14 protein-coding genes and 1 pseudogene are annotated in these 16,793 nt (G+C 37.0%); 13 read left to right on the forward strand and 2 right to left on the reverse strand.

Going from position 1 to position 16,793, the window contains the following annotated elements; all coding sequences use genetic code 11:
* The 5 genes and pseudogenes from ACFWE9_RS15280 to map all read left to right on the forward strand — a co-directional run.
* A partial coding sequence (locus tag ACFWE9_RS15280; protein ID WP_377357519.1) for a sigma-54 interaction domain-containing protein occupies window positions 1-1,484 on the forward strand: 1,484 nt, incomplete at its 5' end.
* A gap of 299 nt (window positions 1,485-1,783) precedes the next feature.
* Window positions 1,784-3,165: pseudogene (locus ACFWE9_RS15285) on the forward strand (amino acid permease).
* Between the two features lie 97 nt (window positions 3,166-3,262).
* Window positions 3,263-3,640 (forward strand): RidA family protein, encoded by a 378-nt coding sequence (locus ACFWE9_RS15290; RefSeq protein ID WP_377357522.1) that lies wholly within the window; start codon window positions 3,263-3,265, stop codon window positions 3,638-3,640.
* 97 nt (window positions 3,641-3,737) lie between these two features.
* Window positions 3,738-4,733: a D-cysteate sulfo-lyase gene (gene cuyA / locus ACFWE9_RS15295; RefSeq protein WP_230162424.1), complete on the forward strand. Its 996-nt coding sequence runs from the start codon at window positions 3,738-3,740 to the stop codon at window positions 4,731-4,733.
* A 652-nt stretch (window positions 4,734-5,385) separates the two neighbouring features.
* A complete protein-coding gene (map, locus tag ACFWE9_RS15300; protein ID WP_230162422.1) occupies window positions 5,386-6,126 on the forward strand; it encodes a type I methionyl aminopeptidase in 741 nt (246 codons plus the stop codon).
* A gap of 421 nt (window positions 6,127-6,547) precedes the next feature.
* On the opposite strand, the gene ACFWE9_RS15305 is transcribed toward map, so the two are convergent.
* The gene (locus ACFWE9_RS15305) at window positions 6,548-7,432 is read right to left on the reverse strand and encodes a DMT family transporter (RefSeq protein WP_377357525.1); all 885 of its coding nucleotides are present in this window, start codon (window positions 7,430-7,432) and stop codon (window positions 6,548-6,550) included.
* 149 nt (window positions 7,433-7,581) lie between these two features.
* On the opposite strand from ACFWE9_RS15305, the gene ACFWE9_RS15310 reads away from it, so the two are divergent.
* The 6 genes from ACFWE9_RS15310 to ACFWE9_RS15335 all read left to right on the forward strand — a co-directional run bounded on the left by ACFWE9_RS15310 (window position 7,582) and on the right by ACFWE9_RS15335 (window position 12,052).
* The gene (locus tag ACFWE9_RS15310) at window positions 7,582-8,475 is read left to right on the forward strand and encodes a LysR family transcriptional regulator (RefSeq protein ID WP_230162586.1); all 894 of its coding nucleotides are present in this window, start codon (window positions 7,582-7,584) and stop codon (window positions 8,473-8,475) included.
* Between the two features lie 343 nt (window positions 8,476-8,818).
* On the forward strand, window positions 8,819-8,995 hold the full coding sequence (locus ACFWE9_RS15315) for a hypothetical protein (protein WP_230162590.1): 177 nt from the start codon (window positions 8,819-8,821) through the stop codon (window positions 8,993-8,995).
* Between the two features lie 149 nt (window positions 8,996-9,144).
* Window positions 9,145-9,552, forward strand: a complete 408-nt coding sequence (locus ACFWE9_RS15320) for a YbaN family protein (protein ID WP_230162584.1) — start codon at window positions 9,145-9,147, stop codon at window positions 9,550-9,552.
* A gap of 254 nt (window positions 9,553-9,806) precedes the next feature.
* The gene (locus tag ACFWE9_RS15325) at window positions 9,807-10,361 is read left to right on the forward strand and encodes a PadR family transcriptional regulator (protein ID WP_230162583.1); all 555 of its coding nucleotides are present in this window, start codon (window positions 9,807-9,809) and stop codon (window positions 10,359-10,361) included.
* Window positions 10,342-11,217: an alpha/beta hydrolase gene (locus tag ACFWE9_RS15330; RefSeq protein WP_230162581.1), complete on the forward strand. Its 876-nt coding sequence runs from the start codon at window positions 10,342-10,344 to the stop codon at window positions 11,215-11,217. Before ACFWE9_RS15325 ends, ACFWE9_RS15330 begins: the two co-directional genes overlap by 20 nt.
* Window positions 11,218-11,470: 253 nt before the next feature.
* Complete coding sequence (locus ACFWE9_RS15335) at window positions 11,471-12,052, forward strand: YitT family protein (protein WP_230162579.1); 582 nt, start codon at window positions 11,471-11,473, stop codon at window positions 12,050-12,052.
* Between the two features lie 305 nt (window positions 12,053-12,357).
* Here the strand turns inward: ACFWE9_RS15335 and ACFWE9_RS15340 are convergent, their stop codons facing one another.
* On the reverse strand, window positions 12,358-13,470 hold the full coding sequence (locus ACFWE9_RS15340; protein ID WP_230162577.1) for a GerAB/ArcD/ProY family transporter: 1,113 nt from the start codon (window positions 13,468-13,470) through the stop codon (window positions 12,358-12,360).
* A gap of 1,006 nt (window positions 13,471-14,476) precedes the next feature.
* Here ACFWE9_RS15340 and ACFWE9_RS15345 point away from each other — a divergent pair.
* A complete protein-coding gene (locus ACFWE9_RS15345; RefSeq protein ID WP_230162576.1) occupies window positions 14,477-16,072 on the forward strand; it encodes a spore germination protein in 1,596 nt (531 codons plus the stop codon).
* Window positions 16,073-16,281: 209 nt separating this feature from the next.
* Window positions 16,282-16,515 (forward strand): hypothetical protein, encoded by a 234-nt coding sequence (locus ACFWE9_RS15350; RefSeq protein ID WP_230162574.1) that lies wholly within the window; start codon window positions 16,282-16,284, stop codon window positions 16,513-16,515.
* The last annotated feature ends 278 nt before the right edge of the window (window positions 16,516-16,793 follow it).

Genomic DNA, 16,793 nt, shown 5'->3' on the forward strand with positions numbered 1-16,793 from the left:
TTATTATTTCATATAGCGCATTAGCAAAGGAGGATAATATGGCAGGCTTTATCGGCATGCAGCAGTTTATTCAAGATTACGCTGAGAACACAGCAGGAATCCTTGGTCTGGATATAACCGTGCTTGATGAAAAAGGCGTTCGTATTAGCGGAACTGGTTATTATAAAGATCTCATTGGCAAAACGGCTCCGGAAGGCTCCTTTTTCAGAATGATATTGGAAACAGGGGAGCCTGGAGTGGTTTACGATGTGAAAAAAGATGAGTCGCAGTGTAGGAGTTGTAAATTCGTAAATCAATGCAAAGAACTCGCTACCATCGGGTTTCCTATTGTAAAGCAAGACAAACCAGTTGGCGTCATCGGCATGATTGGTTTTTCCCATGAACAAAAGGAGAAAATGATTATAGAATCAGAGAATCTGATCCAGTTTCTACGGAATGTTAGTACATTGTTAGTCAATAAATTAGCAATGCTGGACCCTGATAAAGAACCGGGTTGCAAAATTCAAGAAGATATCCCGATACCCCCGAAATCTATTACTTTTGAAAACATTCTTGGTAAAGATTCCGGGCTTCAGGATGTTATTAAAAAAGCAAGACGGATAATAAACAGCCCTTCCACTGTCCTGATTAGGGGAGATAGCGGTACGGGTAAGGAATTATTAGCCAAAGCGATTCATTTCGAAAGCAAACGCCGGATGGATTCATTTGTAGCAGTTAATTGTGCAGCCATACCTGAGAGCTTGTTGGAAAGTGAGTTGTTTGGTTATGAAGGCGGATCATTTACCGGCTCAAGTCGGAATGGGAAAATGGGGAAATTCGAATTAGCGCACAACGGAACCATATTTCTTGATGAAATTGGAGATATGCCGCTTTTCTTGCAGCCAAAGTTATTACGGGTTTTACAAGAAAGAGAGATTGAAAGAATCGGTGGAAAAAAAGCAATCGAGATAAATGTACGGGTGATTGCAGCTACTCACCGAAACCTGGAGGAAATGGTGCAAAACGGAACTTTTCGCGAGGACTTATATTACCGTCTCAATGTCATCCCTCTCCATACCAAACCCTTGCGAGAGCGGCGTGATGATATCGCTTTGTATCTTGAACATTTCATGCATAAGCATTGTAAGATCATGCAAAGGCACCCATTGAGATTGGACCCAATGCTGGAGAGATGGCTTATACGCTATGATTGGCCGGGGAATATACGGCAGTTGGAAAACGCCGTAGAATATATGGCAAATATGGCTGAATCAGATATCGTCTCCTTCCATGACTTACCTGACTATCTGCTTCAACAGGATCAACTCTCTGTCGAGAGTAGAGGATTAAGTTTAGAACAAATGATTTCAGAATTTGAAAAAGACGTAATCCAGAGCTATTTCCTAGCTGAAAAATACCGGCATGATAAAGAACAAATTGCCCGGGAACTACAGATTAGCCTGTCTACTCTTTATCGCAAGTTGGAAAAATATAAATTATGTTAACTTCATAAAAAATATCTATTTTTCTCAATTAAGAGATACTAAAAATGAAAGCGGGAGAGTGTATATATCATTTTCTCGCCTGAATTTGACAGGGGTGAGGACAAAAGCAGAAGGGAGAAGTATTTTATAAAATGACTGAAAGTTCTAAAAATAATTAAAAACAGCCAACTGAGCCTTGTATACAAATTGAAGGGGGATACACTATGGGGAAATTAGAAGCAGAGATAAGTAACACCCTAGAAGAGCGAAATTCAAAAGCATCCTTACAAAGGAAGCTGAAACCCAGACATTTAACGATGATGGCTATTGGTGGCGCTATTGGAACGGGATTGTTTGTATCCAGCGGATCGACGATTAGCACTGCGGGGCCGGGAGGAGCGCTAGCAGCATCATTTTGGTAGGAATCATGGTCTATTTTGTCATGAATAGTTTAGGAGAGCTATCGGCCTTCTTACCGGTCCCGGGGGCCTTTGACATCTATGCCTCAAAGTATATCGATCCTGCGTTAGGCTTTGCGTTAGGTTGGAACTATTGGTATACAACCGCGATAACGGTTCCTGCAGATTTAGTGGCCTCTACTCTTATTATGAAATATTGGTTTCCGGACTCACCTACTATCTTGTGGAGCGCACTATTTCTGGGTTTGTTGCTAATCTTAAATGTTTTATCAGTCAAGGCATATGGGGAAAGTGAATACTGGTTTGCCGGTATTAAGGTCATCTCGATCATCGTATTTCTCGTTATTGGGGTTGCCATGATTTTTGGAATTATGGGAGGACATTCAGTCGGGTTCAATAACTTTACTCAAGGAGATGCTCCTTTCCATGGTGGGCTCGTATCTATCTTTAGTGTAGTGCTCATCGCGGGCTTTGCGTTCCAGGGAACTGAAGTGATTGCGACGGCAGCCGGTGAAACAGAAAATCCATCGAAAAACGTACCGAAAGCAATACGGTCAATCTTCTGGCGAATCCTTATATTCTACGTGTTGACGATTTTTGTTATCGGTTTGATTATCCCTTATACGGATCCAAACCTGCTTAAATCCGGCGTTCAAAATGTATCTATCAGCCCCTTCACGCTTGTTCTTCAGAGAGCTGGGTTGGCATTTGCCGCTTCCGTCATGAATGCTGTGCTTCTCACATCTGTTTTATCGGCAGCAAATTCAGCAATGTATGCTTCTTCACGTATGCTATGGGCACTGGCGAAAGAAGGAAAGGCACCACGAATCTTTGCACGGCTTAACAGGAGGGGAATTCCCATGTTGGCTCTCTGTACAACCGCTATTATAGGACTCGCCTCTTTTTTGGCATCCCTTTTTGGAAATGGTTCAGTATTTATTTGGTTGGTAAATGCTTCAGCCCTTACCGGATTTATCAAATGGTTCGGGATTGCCGTTAGTCATTACCGCTTCCGTAAGGCCTATGTAGCTCAAGGAAGAGATCTAAATGAATTGCCGTTTAAAGCCAAATGGTACCCGCTGGGCCCGGTTATCACGCTGTTGTTTTTTGTGGTTTTCATTCTTGGACAGACTCTTTTTTTCGGACATCAAATTGGCTGGGCAGAAATTATTGCCACGTACATTGGTCTTCCTATATTCTTGCTTCTCTGGCTTGGATATAAAATCATTAAGAAAACAAAAATAGTTCCTCTGATGGAGTGTGATTTTGAGCGCAAGGAATAAGAGGGAAGGCCTGTGTTGAATGTAAGCGTTTTATTTAAAGGGGAATTAAATTCAATTCCGTATGAATAGGATTACCAAAAAAAAAGAGGTGGTTTATATGATAAAAGAAACAATCATGACCAAAGAAGCCCCTAAGGCTATCGGTCCTTATTCACAAGGTATTAAAGTAGGAAATGTAGTGTATACTTCAGGGCAGCTGCCAATTCATCCTGAAACTGGAGAAATGCCTGATAATATTGAGGAGCAAACAAAGGTGTCATTGGAGAATCTTAAGAAGGTTGTGGAAGCGGCGGGAGCAAGCTTACAGCAGGTAATAAAAACAACGGTTTTTTTAAGTGATATGAGTCACTTTGCCGCGATGAATCATGTATATGGAGAATTTTTTACGGATAATTATCCAGCTAGAAGTGCGATTGAAGTTGCTCGTTTACCTAAAGATGCTATGATTGAAATCGAAGCGGTTGCTATGATTTAATCATAATAGTTGAAAAGAGAACAAAAGATTGATATTCTCTTTTCTTTAATTGACATATGGTTTAGTCTTAAACAGTGAATACAGGAGGAGATTTAATATGAATTTAGCACAATTCCCTAGACGACGATACACACCAACCGATACACCTATTGAGAAATTACATCATTTTTCCGAAGTTCTTGGGGGCCCATCCATTTATCTTAAACGAGATGATTTACTTGGTCTGACGGCTGGGGGAAATAAAACGAGAAAACTAGAGTTCCTTGTTGCCGATGCAATGGAAAAAGGTGCGGATACGTTAATTACATGTGGAGGCATTCAATCAAATCATTGCCGCTTAACACTAGCCGCTGCAGTTAAAGAGAAAATGAATTGTATCCTTGTGTTGGAAGAGGGACTTTCAAAAAATTCTGAGCCGGATTTTAACGGTAACTATTTTTTATATCATTTATTGGGCGCTGAAAAAATCAAAGTTGTGCCTAATGGGGCGGACTTAATGCAAGAAATGCAGAAAGTAGCTAATGAGGTAACGGAGAAAGGAAATCGACCTTACATAATACCAGTCGGGGGATCCAATGTGATTGGCGCAACGGGATATGTTGCTTGCGCTCAGGAGATTTTGTCACAGTCATTTAATCAAGGAATCGATATGAAGTCAGTCATTTGCGTAAGCGGCAGTGGGGGAATGCATGCTGGTTTGGTGACTGGATTTCACGGAAACCAAAGTGGAATATCGGTAATTGGAATAAACGTAAGCAGAGGAAAAGAGGAACAAGAAGAGAAAGTTTTTCAGCTTGTTAAAGAAACATCAACACACATCGGTATTCCAAATTCAATCCCTCGTGAGGCTGTTATGTGTTTTGATGAGTATGTCGGACCTGGTTATGCTTTACCTACGCCTGAAATGGTGGAAGCTGTCAAACTCGTAGCAAGAACAGAAGGGATTTTATTGGATCCGGTATATACAGGTAAGGCGGTAGCGGGACTTATTGATTTAATACAAAAAGGCACCTTTAAGCCGGATGATAATATTCTATTTGTACACTCTGGCGGCGCCTCATCGCTATACGCCAATACTTCTCTCTTTTATTGAAATTTAACTTATAATGTCGATAGTGTGACTCGTAAAAACAAAAAGAAAGATGCGAAAGGTAATATCCGATTCTGGTGTTAAGATTGCATTTATTGAAAGACGTCTATATTCCTTATAGAATTTTGTTTTTATGCAGCCATTCCAAATAGTTGATTCAGTTTAAAAGCAGTATTTTATGTTTTAAAAAAAACTTGATTAAGCGTTTTAATATGGCTAGGTCTTTAATGGACAAGCTATGAGTCATATAAATGAATAGGTTTGTAAGTTGAAAAAATGATCAAACTTTTTATAAATTCTATGTCAAATTTTAATGTTGAGTTTGTCAGAAATTAAAAATAGAGTTGCTACTACCATACAGTAATAGCAACTCTATTTTTCGTTTATTGTGGATTTTGATCATTTATAATTAAGATAGGGATTGATAGAAGAAATATAAAACAATTTATTTCTTCAACTAAAGTGGCTGTTTAGGTCAATAAGAAGTCAAATTTATTTTAGTTATTTCATCAAGAGCAAAAAAGAGCTCTATCAGCTACGTGGCCGTGTAGGGCGATCCAATCGGGTAGCATATGCTCATCTTACATTGCTTGAATCTTTCGAGAAAATAAAGGTATAATTAATTGACGATAAAAGATAATGAGGTAGGAAAAAAATGATTGCAAAAACAGAAGAAGATTTTAATGGTTTGAAGGAAATTGGCAAAATTATCGCTTACATTAGAGATGAATTGGTACAAAGAACAATTCCTGGGATAACGACTAAAGAACTTGATGATATAGCCGGAGAACTTTTAGAAAAAGCAGGTGCAGTTTCAGCTCCAAAAGGTGAATATGATTTTCCTGGCTATACTTGCATTAGTCTAAATGAAGAAGTGGCACATGGTATTCCGGGTAATCGGGTTATTCATGAAGGGGATCTAGTAAATATAGATGTATCTGCTTCAAAGAACGGTTATTTCGCAGATACAGGAATCTCATTTGTAGTAGGAGAAGGAGAAGAAGTATTAACGAAAATATGCGACGTTGCTAAAATGGCATTTGAAGCAGGCCTTAAGAAAGCAAAACCCGGTTCCAAAAAAAGTAGAATCGGAAAAGCAGTATTCGAAACAGCGAGGCAGCATGGATTCACTGTTATCAAAAACCTTACAGGACATGGTGTTGGACGTAGAATACATGAAGCACCTGACCATATTTGTAATTATTATGATCCATGGGATAATGAAATATTAAAGGAAGGGATGGTTATCGCATTCGAACCATTTATCTCAACCTTTGAAGAAGAAGTATTCCAAATGGAAGACGGTTGGACCTATGCTACAGAAAAAAGCTATGTAGCTCAATTGGAACACACGATTATCCTTACTAAAAATGGTCCGATTATTGTCACACTTTAATTCAAGCATACACGAAAAAGACACGTATGAATTAGTTCCAAGCAAAAGGGTTGTCAAAATCAGCAATATGCCTTGGGCTTTTGTCGCTAACGAATGAGTTAGTGAAAGGAGTAGGGGTTGAGGTTTTTGGCGTCACTTTGTTAGATCTCACATAGAAGTACAAAAAAAGGATCTCCATTTTGAAGATCCTTTTTTTGTATGTAAATTGCGTTAAGGCAGTATGACATCGCTTAAGTCACTCAATATCAATGTACGAAAAGCAGTTCAAAGGAACCGGCTTTTTATTTGTCTTATTCAATTAATGCGCTGCGAGCAATACACAAGGCTTCCCACCCTATTGTTTTATTCGGTGCGCTATTTTGGTTGTCATGATATAAGGAAATTAAAAACACCGGTTAGGACCACAATAATGTCGTTCCGTCTATACTTTATCCACAACATTTGCTTCGCCCCTATGGGATTCGCGAGTACTTTTACTATTAACAAACCATATTCCTACCAGGACAAGTAAAATCCCTGCTAACGTAACTATTTTTATGTTTTCATGCAAAAATATACATCCTGAAATGACACCTACGACGGGTACAAGTAGTAAAGAAATCGATGCTTTGCTTGCTTCTGTACGACTTAAAATATGAGTCCATATCACAAACGCCAGGGCAGAAGCAACAATCCCTGCAAACGGAATATAAACGGCTGGCATGATTCCCCAATGCGATTCCCCGTGTTCAAATGAAAGGGAATATATCAATAATCCCATCGCTCCAATCGCCATTTGCCATGTAGTGAATTGAATGGTATCACAATGCTTTAATTTCAATTTAAAAAGTAAGTTGGCTATTGCCCAAGAAATAGCGGAGCTTAATGCCAGAAACACAGCCCAGGAGGATCCCCCTAAATGGATATTCATGGCAAGAAGTAAACCGGCTATTCCTAGCACAATTCCAAACGTTTTTCTTGCCGTCAACTTTTCTCCTGGAATCCATCTATGAGCCATGATCGATAAAAAAAGCGGCATACTGTATGTCAACACAGATGTAAGACCCGCACTGACATAGTTAAGCGATATTTGGATAGCAATATTAAAATAGCAGGTTTGGAGAAGTCCGCAAAGAACGTACCACTTGATATCCGATTTATTCGGGAGGGGTATCCTTTTCATAAAGCACACAACGAGGAGTACGATAGCACCAAGCAAAAATCGAAATGCTGCAAAATGGACAGGCGGAAAAGCACCATTTCCTAATTTCATGATAACAAAATTAAATCCCCATATAAGACATAAAATAGCCATCGAAGCATTCATACGAATGAACCTCTCCCTTAGAAAATTATTTTTTCTCTATCTCTTTATTCCACTCTAACAACACTTTACAACGAGAATTAATTAGTGTCTAATATATAAATATCATGTTTCTAAGTCGAATAACGACTTAATTAGGGAGGGATAATAGCGTGGAACTGCGTCAGATTGAATATTTCACTGTAGTGGCCGAAGAGTTGCATTTTGGTCGGGCGGCAATACGCTTACAGATGACACAACCACCTTTAAGTCAACAGATTTTACAACTTGAAAGGGAACTTGGAGTGAAGTTGTTTGAGAGAACAAAACGACATGTAGAGCTGACAAACGCGGGCAAGGTTTTCTTGCAAGAAGTTCGCCCTGTCCTTACCCGATTAGAGTGTGCTAAGGCTGCAGCTCTAAAGGCAGAGATGGGAATGCTTGGTCGGTTAGTACTGGGATTTGTCGGATCTGCAACATTCTATATTTTCCCAATTATTATTCGGGCTTTTAATGAGCAGTTTCCATATGTAGATTTGGTTCTTCGTGAGATGCCTACACCAATGCAGATTGAGGCATTTCACAGTAAGGACATCGACATCGGCTTTGTAAGAAATCCTGTGGTTGATCCGCTCATATCACTCTTGCCAGTTCATCAAGAGACTTGTATCGCCGTCGTACCGAAGTTGCATCCACTCGCCCAACGCGCTTCAATATCAATGGGGGATCTCAGCACAGAAAGATTTATATTAGTGGATAGGGAGGTTTGGCCGAGCTGGTACGATGATATCCTCTCGAAATGTCACGATGCTGGCTTCAGCCCAATCATCCGTCAAAACGTGAAAGAAATACAGACAGTTGTTGGGTTGGTTGCTGCAGGACTTGGTATAAGTATCGTACCAAGATCAACAGGGAATTTACATGCACGGGACGTCGCGTATGTGAACATCGAGGGAGAAGCCCCGCGCGTGGAAATGAGCATTGCCTGGAGAACCGATGACAATTCAACCATGGTTAAACAATTTCTCGATACAGCAAAACAACTCTCATCGGATCCGTCCGCATAGAAACGGATAATTCTACCTGACGGTGATCCAACAACCACAGTCGAACATGAAATTTTGCGTAATTATAACCATGCAGTTGTAACTGCTCAAAACATTCCTTATCGTCAAAGAAGAATTACAACGTAGTTAATTTGGCTAGATTCGCAGATATTAATATGACTCGACCTATTCAAAGCCTTTGATGATGTAGAGGTAACGCCAACAAAACGCGGATTTACAACACTAAAAAACGAAAAGGCCCAATTTCTTAATACCAATACTAAGAAATTGGGCTTATTAATATTGGAATTTCAAACGTTGTAATTCTGTATTTTCCTGACGCTACTCTAAAATGATTGGATATTTGGATAAAAAAGGACAAGAGTTATTAGATCGATTGAAGCAATTACCAAACGGTAAACGAAAAGCTAAAAAGACAAAACGAATGAGCAGTCTGATTCGGAATTTCAACGGTTATCGGAAGTATCCAAAAAACGGCATGATTAATCGCTGCTTCGTCTATAAACAGGCTTTGATGTGAAAAAGAAGATATCTACTATCTTAGTTGATCGTATATAAAAATTAAATATAACGTACACTGGTTCCTATTTTCACCTAACCAGAATTGATAGCCATTGATAAAGTTTACTTCCTCTTTACGTATAAAAGGAATAGAATATAAATAAAAAGGTGATTACCATTAAAAAAGTAAAAAGTATACTATTTTTGCTGCTTGGATTCATATCCCTTGTGATTGGTGTTGCAGGGACTGTGTTACCTGTTCTACCGGGTGGACCGTTTTACTTATTCGCTGCTTTTTGCTTTGCGAAAAGTTCCAAGAAGATTGAAAACTGGTTTAAAAGCACCTCATTATATGAAAAATACGTTGAAGCATTCTTACAAAAAAAAGGTATGACTCGAAAAGAGAAAATCAGAATCAATTTAATTGCCGATTTCTTCATCGTAATTTCTGTATTTTATGTGGACATCCTTTTAGTGAAAATCTTGTTGGTAGTGCTCGCCCTCTACAAGCATTATTATTTCATTAAAAAAATTAAGACAATTGACGGTAACAGTACGAAACAAAGAACTTCTTGAAAATTTTCTCCAAATAACGGGTGCTTTACTTCAATAAGGGAGTTGCTTCGGCAGCGTAGTCCAATAAAAGGTCTCAAATTTATCTTTATTTACAAGGATAAGTTTTGAGACTTTTTCTTATTGAACCAACGGAGCAGGTTAGTTCACAAATAATGGGGGTTTCTTATAGCCTTGACCTTACGGTATTGCACATTCATCAGAAATGAATTATAGTTTTAATAAAACGGTTGTTTTAAAACTATTTGGAGGACAACATGTACGAGATATTTATTTTATCAATATTGATGAATTTTCCAGCTCACGCATATTTTATTTCCAAAATAATTGAACCTTGGTTCAAAATAAGTAGAGGTACTTTATCTACATTGTTAAAAAAGATGTTGAGCGAAGGATATATTGAATATACAAATGAAGATATACCATTTAAATCAAATCATTCTTCACAAACTTATAAAATTACTAGTTTAGGAAAAGAACGTTTTTTTTCCCTTATGTTAGATACAACTGAAAGTGTGAATTTCGTTAAATTATTCCATATTAAGGCTAATAACTTCGGGCTTTTACAAGCTAGTGATATATTGCATTTAACTCAGGATTTTATTAAACGTTGTCATAGACAGCAAGAGTTCTTATTGAAACAGTTAAATAAATTCCAAAATGAATTTGATGATTTTGATTCTAAACATTTAGATACCTTTAAGAAAAATGCGAGTTCTTCTATTAAATTACAAATTGAACAGTTGCAAACTGAAGTAAATTGGGCAGAGGAAATCAAAAAGGATGTAGATTATGACAAGTCTACAAAGTAAATTAATAAAATTATTGGCAAAAATTTTTAAAATTAATTCTGTCTGGACGAAGCAAGGATCAGAACTTGAAATACTTATAAAGAAAAAACAGTGTGATGTCGCAAAACCAAGTAAGGCGATGTACAAGAAATATAATATTGAAATTCATTCTAGCTTCGGATATCCAATGTATACATTATGTTCTCGAACAAAAGAATCGTCAAAGACAGTAATGTATTTGCCTGGGGGAGGCTTTGTATTACCTATTTCATCGCTGCACTGGGCATTTATAGATAATCTAATGAAAAATGCCAATATTAATGTAATTGTACCGTTATACCCCTTGGCACCTAAAAATAATATAGATGATGTGATGAACTATTTGCTAGATATCTATCAAAAGATCATCAAAAACAAAGGGGAATTAACAATAATGGGTGACTCTGCTGGAGCCACAATTTCGTTAGCGTTTATTCAATTGTTAAAAGAACAAGAATTACATTTTCCTAAACAAGTAATCGCTATTTCACCTTTAGTTGATCTTGAATTGCAAAATCCACAAATCGAAGTAGTTCAAAAACGAGATCCTATCACTGCAATACCAGCATTAAAGGATATTAGAAAATCGTTTGCAGGAAATCGTTCTTTAACGGATGTCCTTCTAAGTCCTATGAAAGGGGACTTTGATCAGACTACTAATATCATAGTATTTTCTGGAACTGATGATATAACTAATCCAGATACACGTGAAATGATAAATCAAAATCCTAGTCACTTTCAATATTATGAATATCAAGGTATGATGCATGTTTTTCCCTTGTTTCCGATTCCAGAAGGTAAAAGGGCTAAAAGACAGATTGAATCGTTATTAAAATAAGTTGAAGCTATAAGAATATAAAAAAAGGATCGTTTTTACTGATAATCGAAAATAAATGCCTCTTTCAATAGAGTGTTATCTTTGCACCAGAACCTTTGAAAGAAAGTTAAATTTCATTTTAATGAGTGATACTATTGTTCAAAACCCTTTAAATGCAAATGAAGAATTAATGAAAAATATTATCTTCCTACTCTTTGTATAAAAATCTTATCTTGACCATATATTGTATAAGATTTGGACAAAGGATGATTTGATGAATCGAAAAGTATCGATAACCATATTATCAAGCTTATTGATGGGGATTGGCATTAATGGTTTTATTATACCAATCCACCTTATAAATGGAGGGTTTTGGGGCGTTAGTTTAATTCTTAATTATTTACTGGGTTTTCATATTGCGATTACATTCATCTGCTTAAATGTCCCGATTTATCTTGTTGCCAGTGTGTATGATAAAACCTATTTTGTTAACGGTTTGTTAGGAATAACACTTTCTAGTATAATAATTGCTTTGTTAACCCCACTGCAGCTCATGATCCACTTGCCAACTATATATAGCACAATTTTTGGTGGTACCATAATTGGTATTGGAGTTGGATTTATGCTAAGGGAGCATATTAGTCCTGGTGGCATCGATTTATTAGCATTAATTTTTTCAAAGTTGTTCTCTATAAATGTTGGAGTTGCATTGTTAATATTGGATTTCCTTATTATTTTAATTGGAGTTTTCACATTAAAGGATTTAAGACTTTTTTATTCAATGCTGGTAATTATATTCGTAGGGATAACTGCCACAGTGATAACCGGTATTAAGCATATTAAACTTTATATGTAGATCTAATATGAATCTTATTAATCAGAAAAAAACCTGTAAAGAGCAACTATGTTGCTCTTTTTCACATTTGGACAAACGTTGCGAACATGGCTTTATTTGCAATGAGAGGGTATTTATGTTTTAAGAACTTATGTTTATTTATGTACAAGGGGTGAGGTCTGTCCAAAGCGAGATTGGATTCATCTATAAATTATTTGGAGTAGCATCACAATACATAGATGAAAAGAATATTGAGATTCTATGTTTCTAACAGGTCATATTTGCACCAGAACCAAAAATTGACCATATTTAAACATCGACATAAATTACTTTTGATTTTGTAGATTTTCTTTAAGAATGTATTTTCTAAATACAGCTGCTCCTAGTAATAATAATGGGAGAAATATACCAATCGTTAAGGCATATGGTACCCAACTTGTCGATTCCCATTTTTGCATATAAGGTACATCTGGATACATAAGTAAGGAAAAAGGTACTAAAGTCAACCCTAATGGAAGGACAATTGGTTTGTAATCATCTAACTTCAACATATTTGCAAGGCCTACGACTGTTCCATAAAAATATATAAACATCTTGATATAGATCGTGATAAACCATATTATGGCCACGATAGCTTCTATCCGTTGAAAAAAATTTCCGATATTAATTTTTTGTGCTAAAACGTAGCTTGGATACATTTCAATCGAAGTGATGTAATCCCCCAAAACCAAAATACTTATCACAATTATGATGTCAAGTATAATCCCTCCGATAAAAACCCCCATTATAAACGCTTTTCTACCTTGTTTGGTTTGATTTAGGTGAGAGGGGAAAATCGTTAATAAAGTAATAGGCATCAGAAAAGAGTTAATAAAAATGAGAATTCCACCCCGTATGATAGGCTTAATCCCTACCTCAAATACAGGCAGAAAGTTCTGAAATTCAAACTGCGGGCTACTGGAGATGAATAAAATCAATAAAAGTAGTATTACAATAGGGAAAACTACCTCTGCAAAACGAGCGAAGGTTTCGATTCCAAGGTAAACTCCCAGAACTAAAATGCTTAAATAAAGAATAATTGGGGTTATCATCGGGGTATCAGGCATCATTTGTGTTGTCAAGAAATTGCCTATATAGAATAGCAATGCAGCAGTACTATAATAGAAAAAGGAAATAAAAATGATAGCAGCTATGGTACCTAACCATTTACCAAGTAGTTTCATGCACATTTCGATTAAAGTCAAATGAGGGACAATACTACCTAAAGCACTAAATAACCATATGAATAATAAACCAATGCCCGTAGTGAGTATTGCCGTAATCCATGCATCTTGCTTTGCCTCAGCTGCTACACTTGCCGGGTAAATTAATATGGAAGTTCCAACTGTAAATAAGATCACTATTATCATAAATTGTTGTACTGATATTTTGGTCTTCAATAATTCGTTCACCTCCTGATAAAACTCCCACCACATTTTAACTATTTTCTCCTTTTTTTCCATCGAATATTCATTGTGTTGCCGACTAAAGGATGTTCTTAAAATCTTGGTTTAATTAAACCCCTTCTTTCTAAAGAAAAAATACTAACCTGTAAATCCCATGCAATTAGTCAAATTCCTTGGGATTTACCTAAAATAAGAGACGTTTACATAAGTCACCTTACAGAAGAGGTTTCGAAAAAACAATTTCTCGAAAGGGATCTTTTTTTTATAAAATGTCCTTATTTAAATAAAGGTGTTTGGTCCAATGTAGAGATGACTAAAAGGCTTCCTAAATCCCGAAACACTCTTGTTCAACTATTTATTCCCTAATGTATTAAAAATTGGGAAATAGGCATGATAATAGTGAGAAAATCGAACACTTCATTCGGTAACACTATAAACTTGGAGTGTTAAAAGAAAATGAACAATGCTTCAAACAAACAGGAACTTAGTGAACATTTAGATGAAAAACATAAAAATAAGAAAGAATCTTTAGAGAACAGCAATGACTTGCTCGTCTGTGAATCTTCATGGCTTAAAGTCAAGATTATTTATATAAATGTACCTTAGCAAATACATAGTAGTGAATAAAATTTGAAATGACAAGTGCTTTCAAAAAACACCTACATTTCAAAACCCTAACGTTTTCCATATATCCAATATTAAATAGAATAACTAGAAATATTCTGTGCAATTTCTTATTGGAAGAAACACAAGATAGACCAAAAAGTAAATATTATATTATCACATTACATACAAAGGGAATGAAATGTTGAACAATCGATAATGATTACAAAACTCTATTATGTATGGGGCTTTTAAAGGAAGGGTGTTAAAGTGAAAAACATGGATAAAAATGTATTTTTTTCAAATTATCTTATCGGATCTTTTCTCAATAATTTTGAAAGTAAATTAATAAGTCCACCTTCTGAAGAAAAAAAAGACTGAGTGGGGGATAAAATGTATGAGTTTTTTTAAGAAACAAAGAAAAAACAGAGTTAACCTCTCCTCATTCGAACAAGACGATCAAAATAAGGAATCGAACAAAGACTTGTTAAATACAAGTCTCCAAGGAAACATTCAGTATGTAAAACAACAGCTTGGAAATAGCGGCGACATCGTGATTAGAGAAATACAAATTGGCAAAGAGGGAATCGTTAAAGCATGTATTTTTTATACAGATGGTTTGGTGGACACTAATTCCATTCAGAACTTTATCATGGAATCACTCATGTTAGATATCCCTCCCGATCAGAAGCATTTTATATCGTCTCAACAGAACGTTTTACAAGTATTGAAAGATCGCATCCTTGCGGTTGGAGACATACAGGATGTTACGGAATTCAGTTCTTTACTGACTTCCCTGTTATCAGGGGATGTTATTCTCTTATTGGATGGACATGCACAAGGTTTTACAATCGGGATGCGTGGAGGAAAAGACCGTGGTGTAATGGAATCCACCACGGAAACCGTCGTTCGGGGGCCAAAGGAAGGTTTTACGGAGAACTTGCGTACCAATACGGCGTTAATTCGCCGAAAAATAAAAACTCCTCGACTTTGGTTGGAATCGAAAAAAATTGGAGAATTGACCAAAACCGATATAGCGATCATGTATATCGATGGAATTGTGAATGACAAAGTCGTCGAAGAAGTGCACAAGCGTCTGGATCGAATCGATATCGATGGAATCCTAGAAAGTGGTTATATTGAGGAATTGATTCAAGATGAAACGTTCAGTCCCTTTCCGACTATATATTATTCGGAACGTCCTGATGTAATTGCCGCGGAGCTTTTGGAAGGGAAAGTTGCCATACTAGTGGACGGAACGCCAGTAGTTCTAGTCGTTCCTGCCCTGTTCATCTCCTTTATTCAGGCTGCGGAAGATTATTATCAGCGTGCAGACATTAGCACCCTTATTCGTTTGCTTCGTTTTTTTTCTATTTTTATTGCTCTACTAGGACCATCCTTATATATCGCTATCACCACGTACCATCAGGAAATGTTACCAACTCCACTGCTGATTAATCTAGCCGCTCAACGAGAAGGGGTTCCCTTTCCTGCTTTCATTGAAGCTCTCATGATGGAAGGGGCGTTTGAAATCTTGCGAGAAGCTAGTTTGCGAATGCCAAAGGCCATAGGACAAGCTATATCTATTGTGGGAACACTGGTGATTGGAACAGCAGCAGTAGAGGCTGGAATCGTATCGGCTGCCATGGTAATCGTTGTTGCAATCACGGCTATTTCAAGCTTTGTGCTTCCTGCGTTTTCCTTGTCCATGTCGATTCGAATGCTTCGTTTCCCGATGATGGCGCTTGCGGCTTCTTTTGGCATATTCGGGTTAGTCGTTGGGTTCATTGCACTTGTTCTTCACATGTGCAGCTTGCGTTCCTTTGGGGTTCCCTATATGAGTCCTTTTGGTCCTTTTATTCGTGAAGACATGAAGGATACGTTTATTCGGGTACCTAGATGGGGGATGTTTTCCCGCCCCCGTTTAATCAGCCAGAAAAACAATAAACGTGAACAAAATTCAGCATCGAAACCGCCACGGAATAAAATATAAGATTGAAACTAAAGTTATCTAAATGGCGTCAAAATACACAAAATGCTTCTATTTAGATTGGATGAAGTCATTTCATGGCGGTTCTAAGCTAGCTAAAAGGTATAAGAAGGATTGGTATTTTAACTTGTCTGTAAATGTATAGGTAGATGCAATGATTTGACCGTACCGTATCCTATTCATAAAGCAAATAGAGAAAGGAGTATTCAAAAGTGGTGGCTGTTGCAGGAATCCTTGTCATCATCGCTGCGATCATCGCGATTGATGTTCCTCCTCTGATGAGGAAAAAATTAAAAAAGGAACTATGGATATTTTCCATTCTTCTACTATTCGGAACCGCATTAAGCATTGCCCAAGCGCTGAATATCAAGATTCCCAATCCACTAGATTGGATTACAGCTATTTATAAACCGCTTTCCGACATGATTGAGAAATTATTAAAGTGAAAATGGAATTTATCATTAACATTTTAAATCATCGAATCAAAGGTTGGCGGTTCCGATCCTGTTCCTCCTTCGGACCAACGACTATTAAATCCCTGAAGGTTTTTATCTTTTTAGAAGCATTTACCGCAACATATATTCTAATCTTTTAAGTGTGAATTTATTTTTCGATCAGGGTTTATTTTTTTCGAACGCTAGCCCTAATAATAGTTGAGAGAAAAAAAAGCCTACAAGATGGAGAATAAGGAATCAATATAGTCTTAATAGATGTTTAAAAATAG

The organism is Peribacillus sp. NPDC060253, assembly GCF_042727425.1.
Taxonomy (GTDB): Bacteria; Bacillota; Bacilli; order Bacillales; family DSM-1321; genus Peribacillus.

What these genes read in the sequence shown, in the direction of transcription:
- ACFWE9_RS15290 (WP_377357522.1), top strand. Translation starts at nt 3,263, where the DNA reads ATGATAAAAGAAACAATCATGACCAAAGAAGCCCCTAAGGCTATCGGT.
- cuyA (WP_230162424.1), top strand. Translation starts at nt 3,738, where the DNA reads ATGAATTTAGCACAATTCCCTAGACGACGATACACACCAACCGATACA.
- map (WP_230162422.1), top strand. Translation starts at nt 5,386, where the DNA reads ATGATTGCAAAAACAGAAGAAGATTTTAATGGTTTGAAGGAAATTGGC.
- ACFWE9_RS15305 (WP_377357525.1), bottom strand. Translation starts at nt 7,432, where the DNA reads ATGAATGCTTCGATGGCTATTTTATGTCTTATATGGGGATTTAATTTT.
- ACFWE9_RS15325 (WP_230162583.1), top strand. Translation starts at nt 9,807, where the DNA reads ATGTACGAGATATTTATTTTATCAATATTGATGAATTTTCCAGCTCAC.
- ACFWE9_RS15330 (WP_230162581.1), top strand. Translation starts at nt 10,342, where the DNA reads ATGACAAGTCTACAAAGTAAATTAATAAAATTATTGGCAAAAATTTTT.
- ACFWE9_RS15335 (WP_230162579.1), top strand. Translation starts at nt 11,471, where the DNA reads ATGAATCGAAAAGTATCGATAACCATATTATCAAGCTTATTGATGGGG.
- ACFWE9_RS15345 (WP_230162576.1), top strand. Translation starts at nt 14,477, where the DNA reads ATGAGTTTTTTTAAGAAACAAAGAAAAAACAGAGTTAACCTCTCCTCA.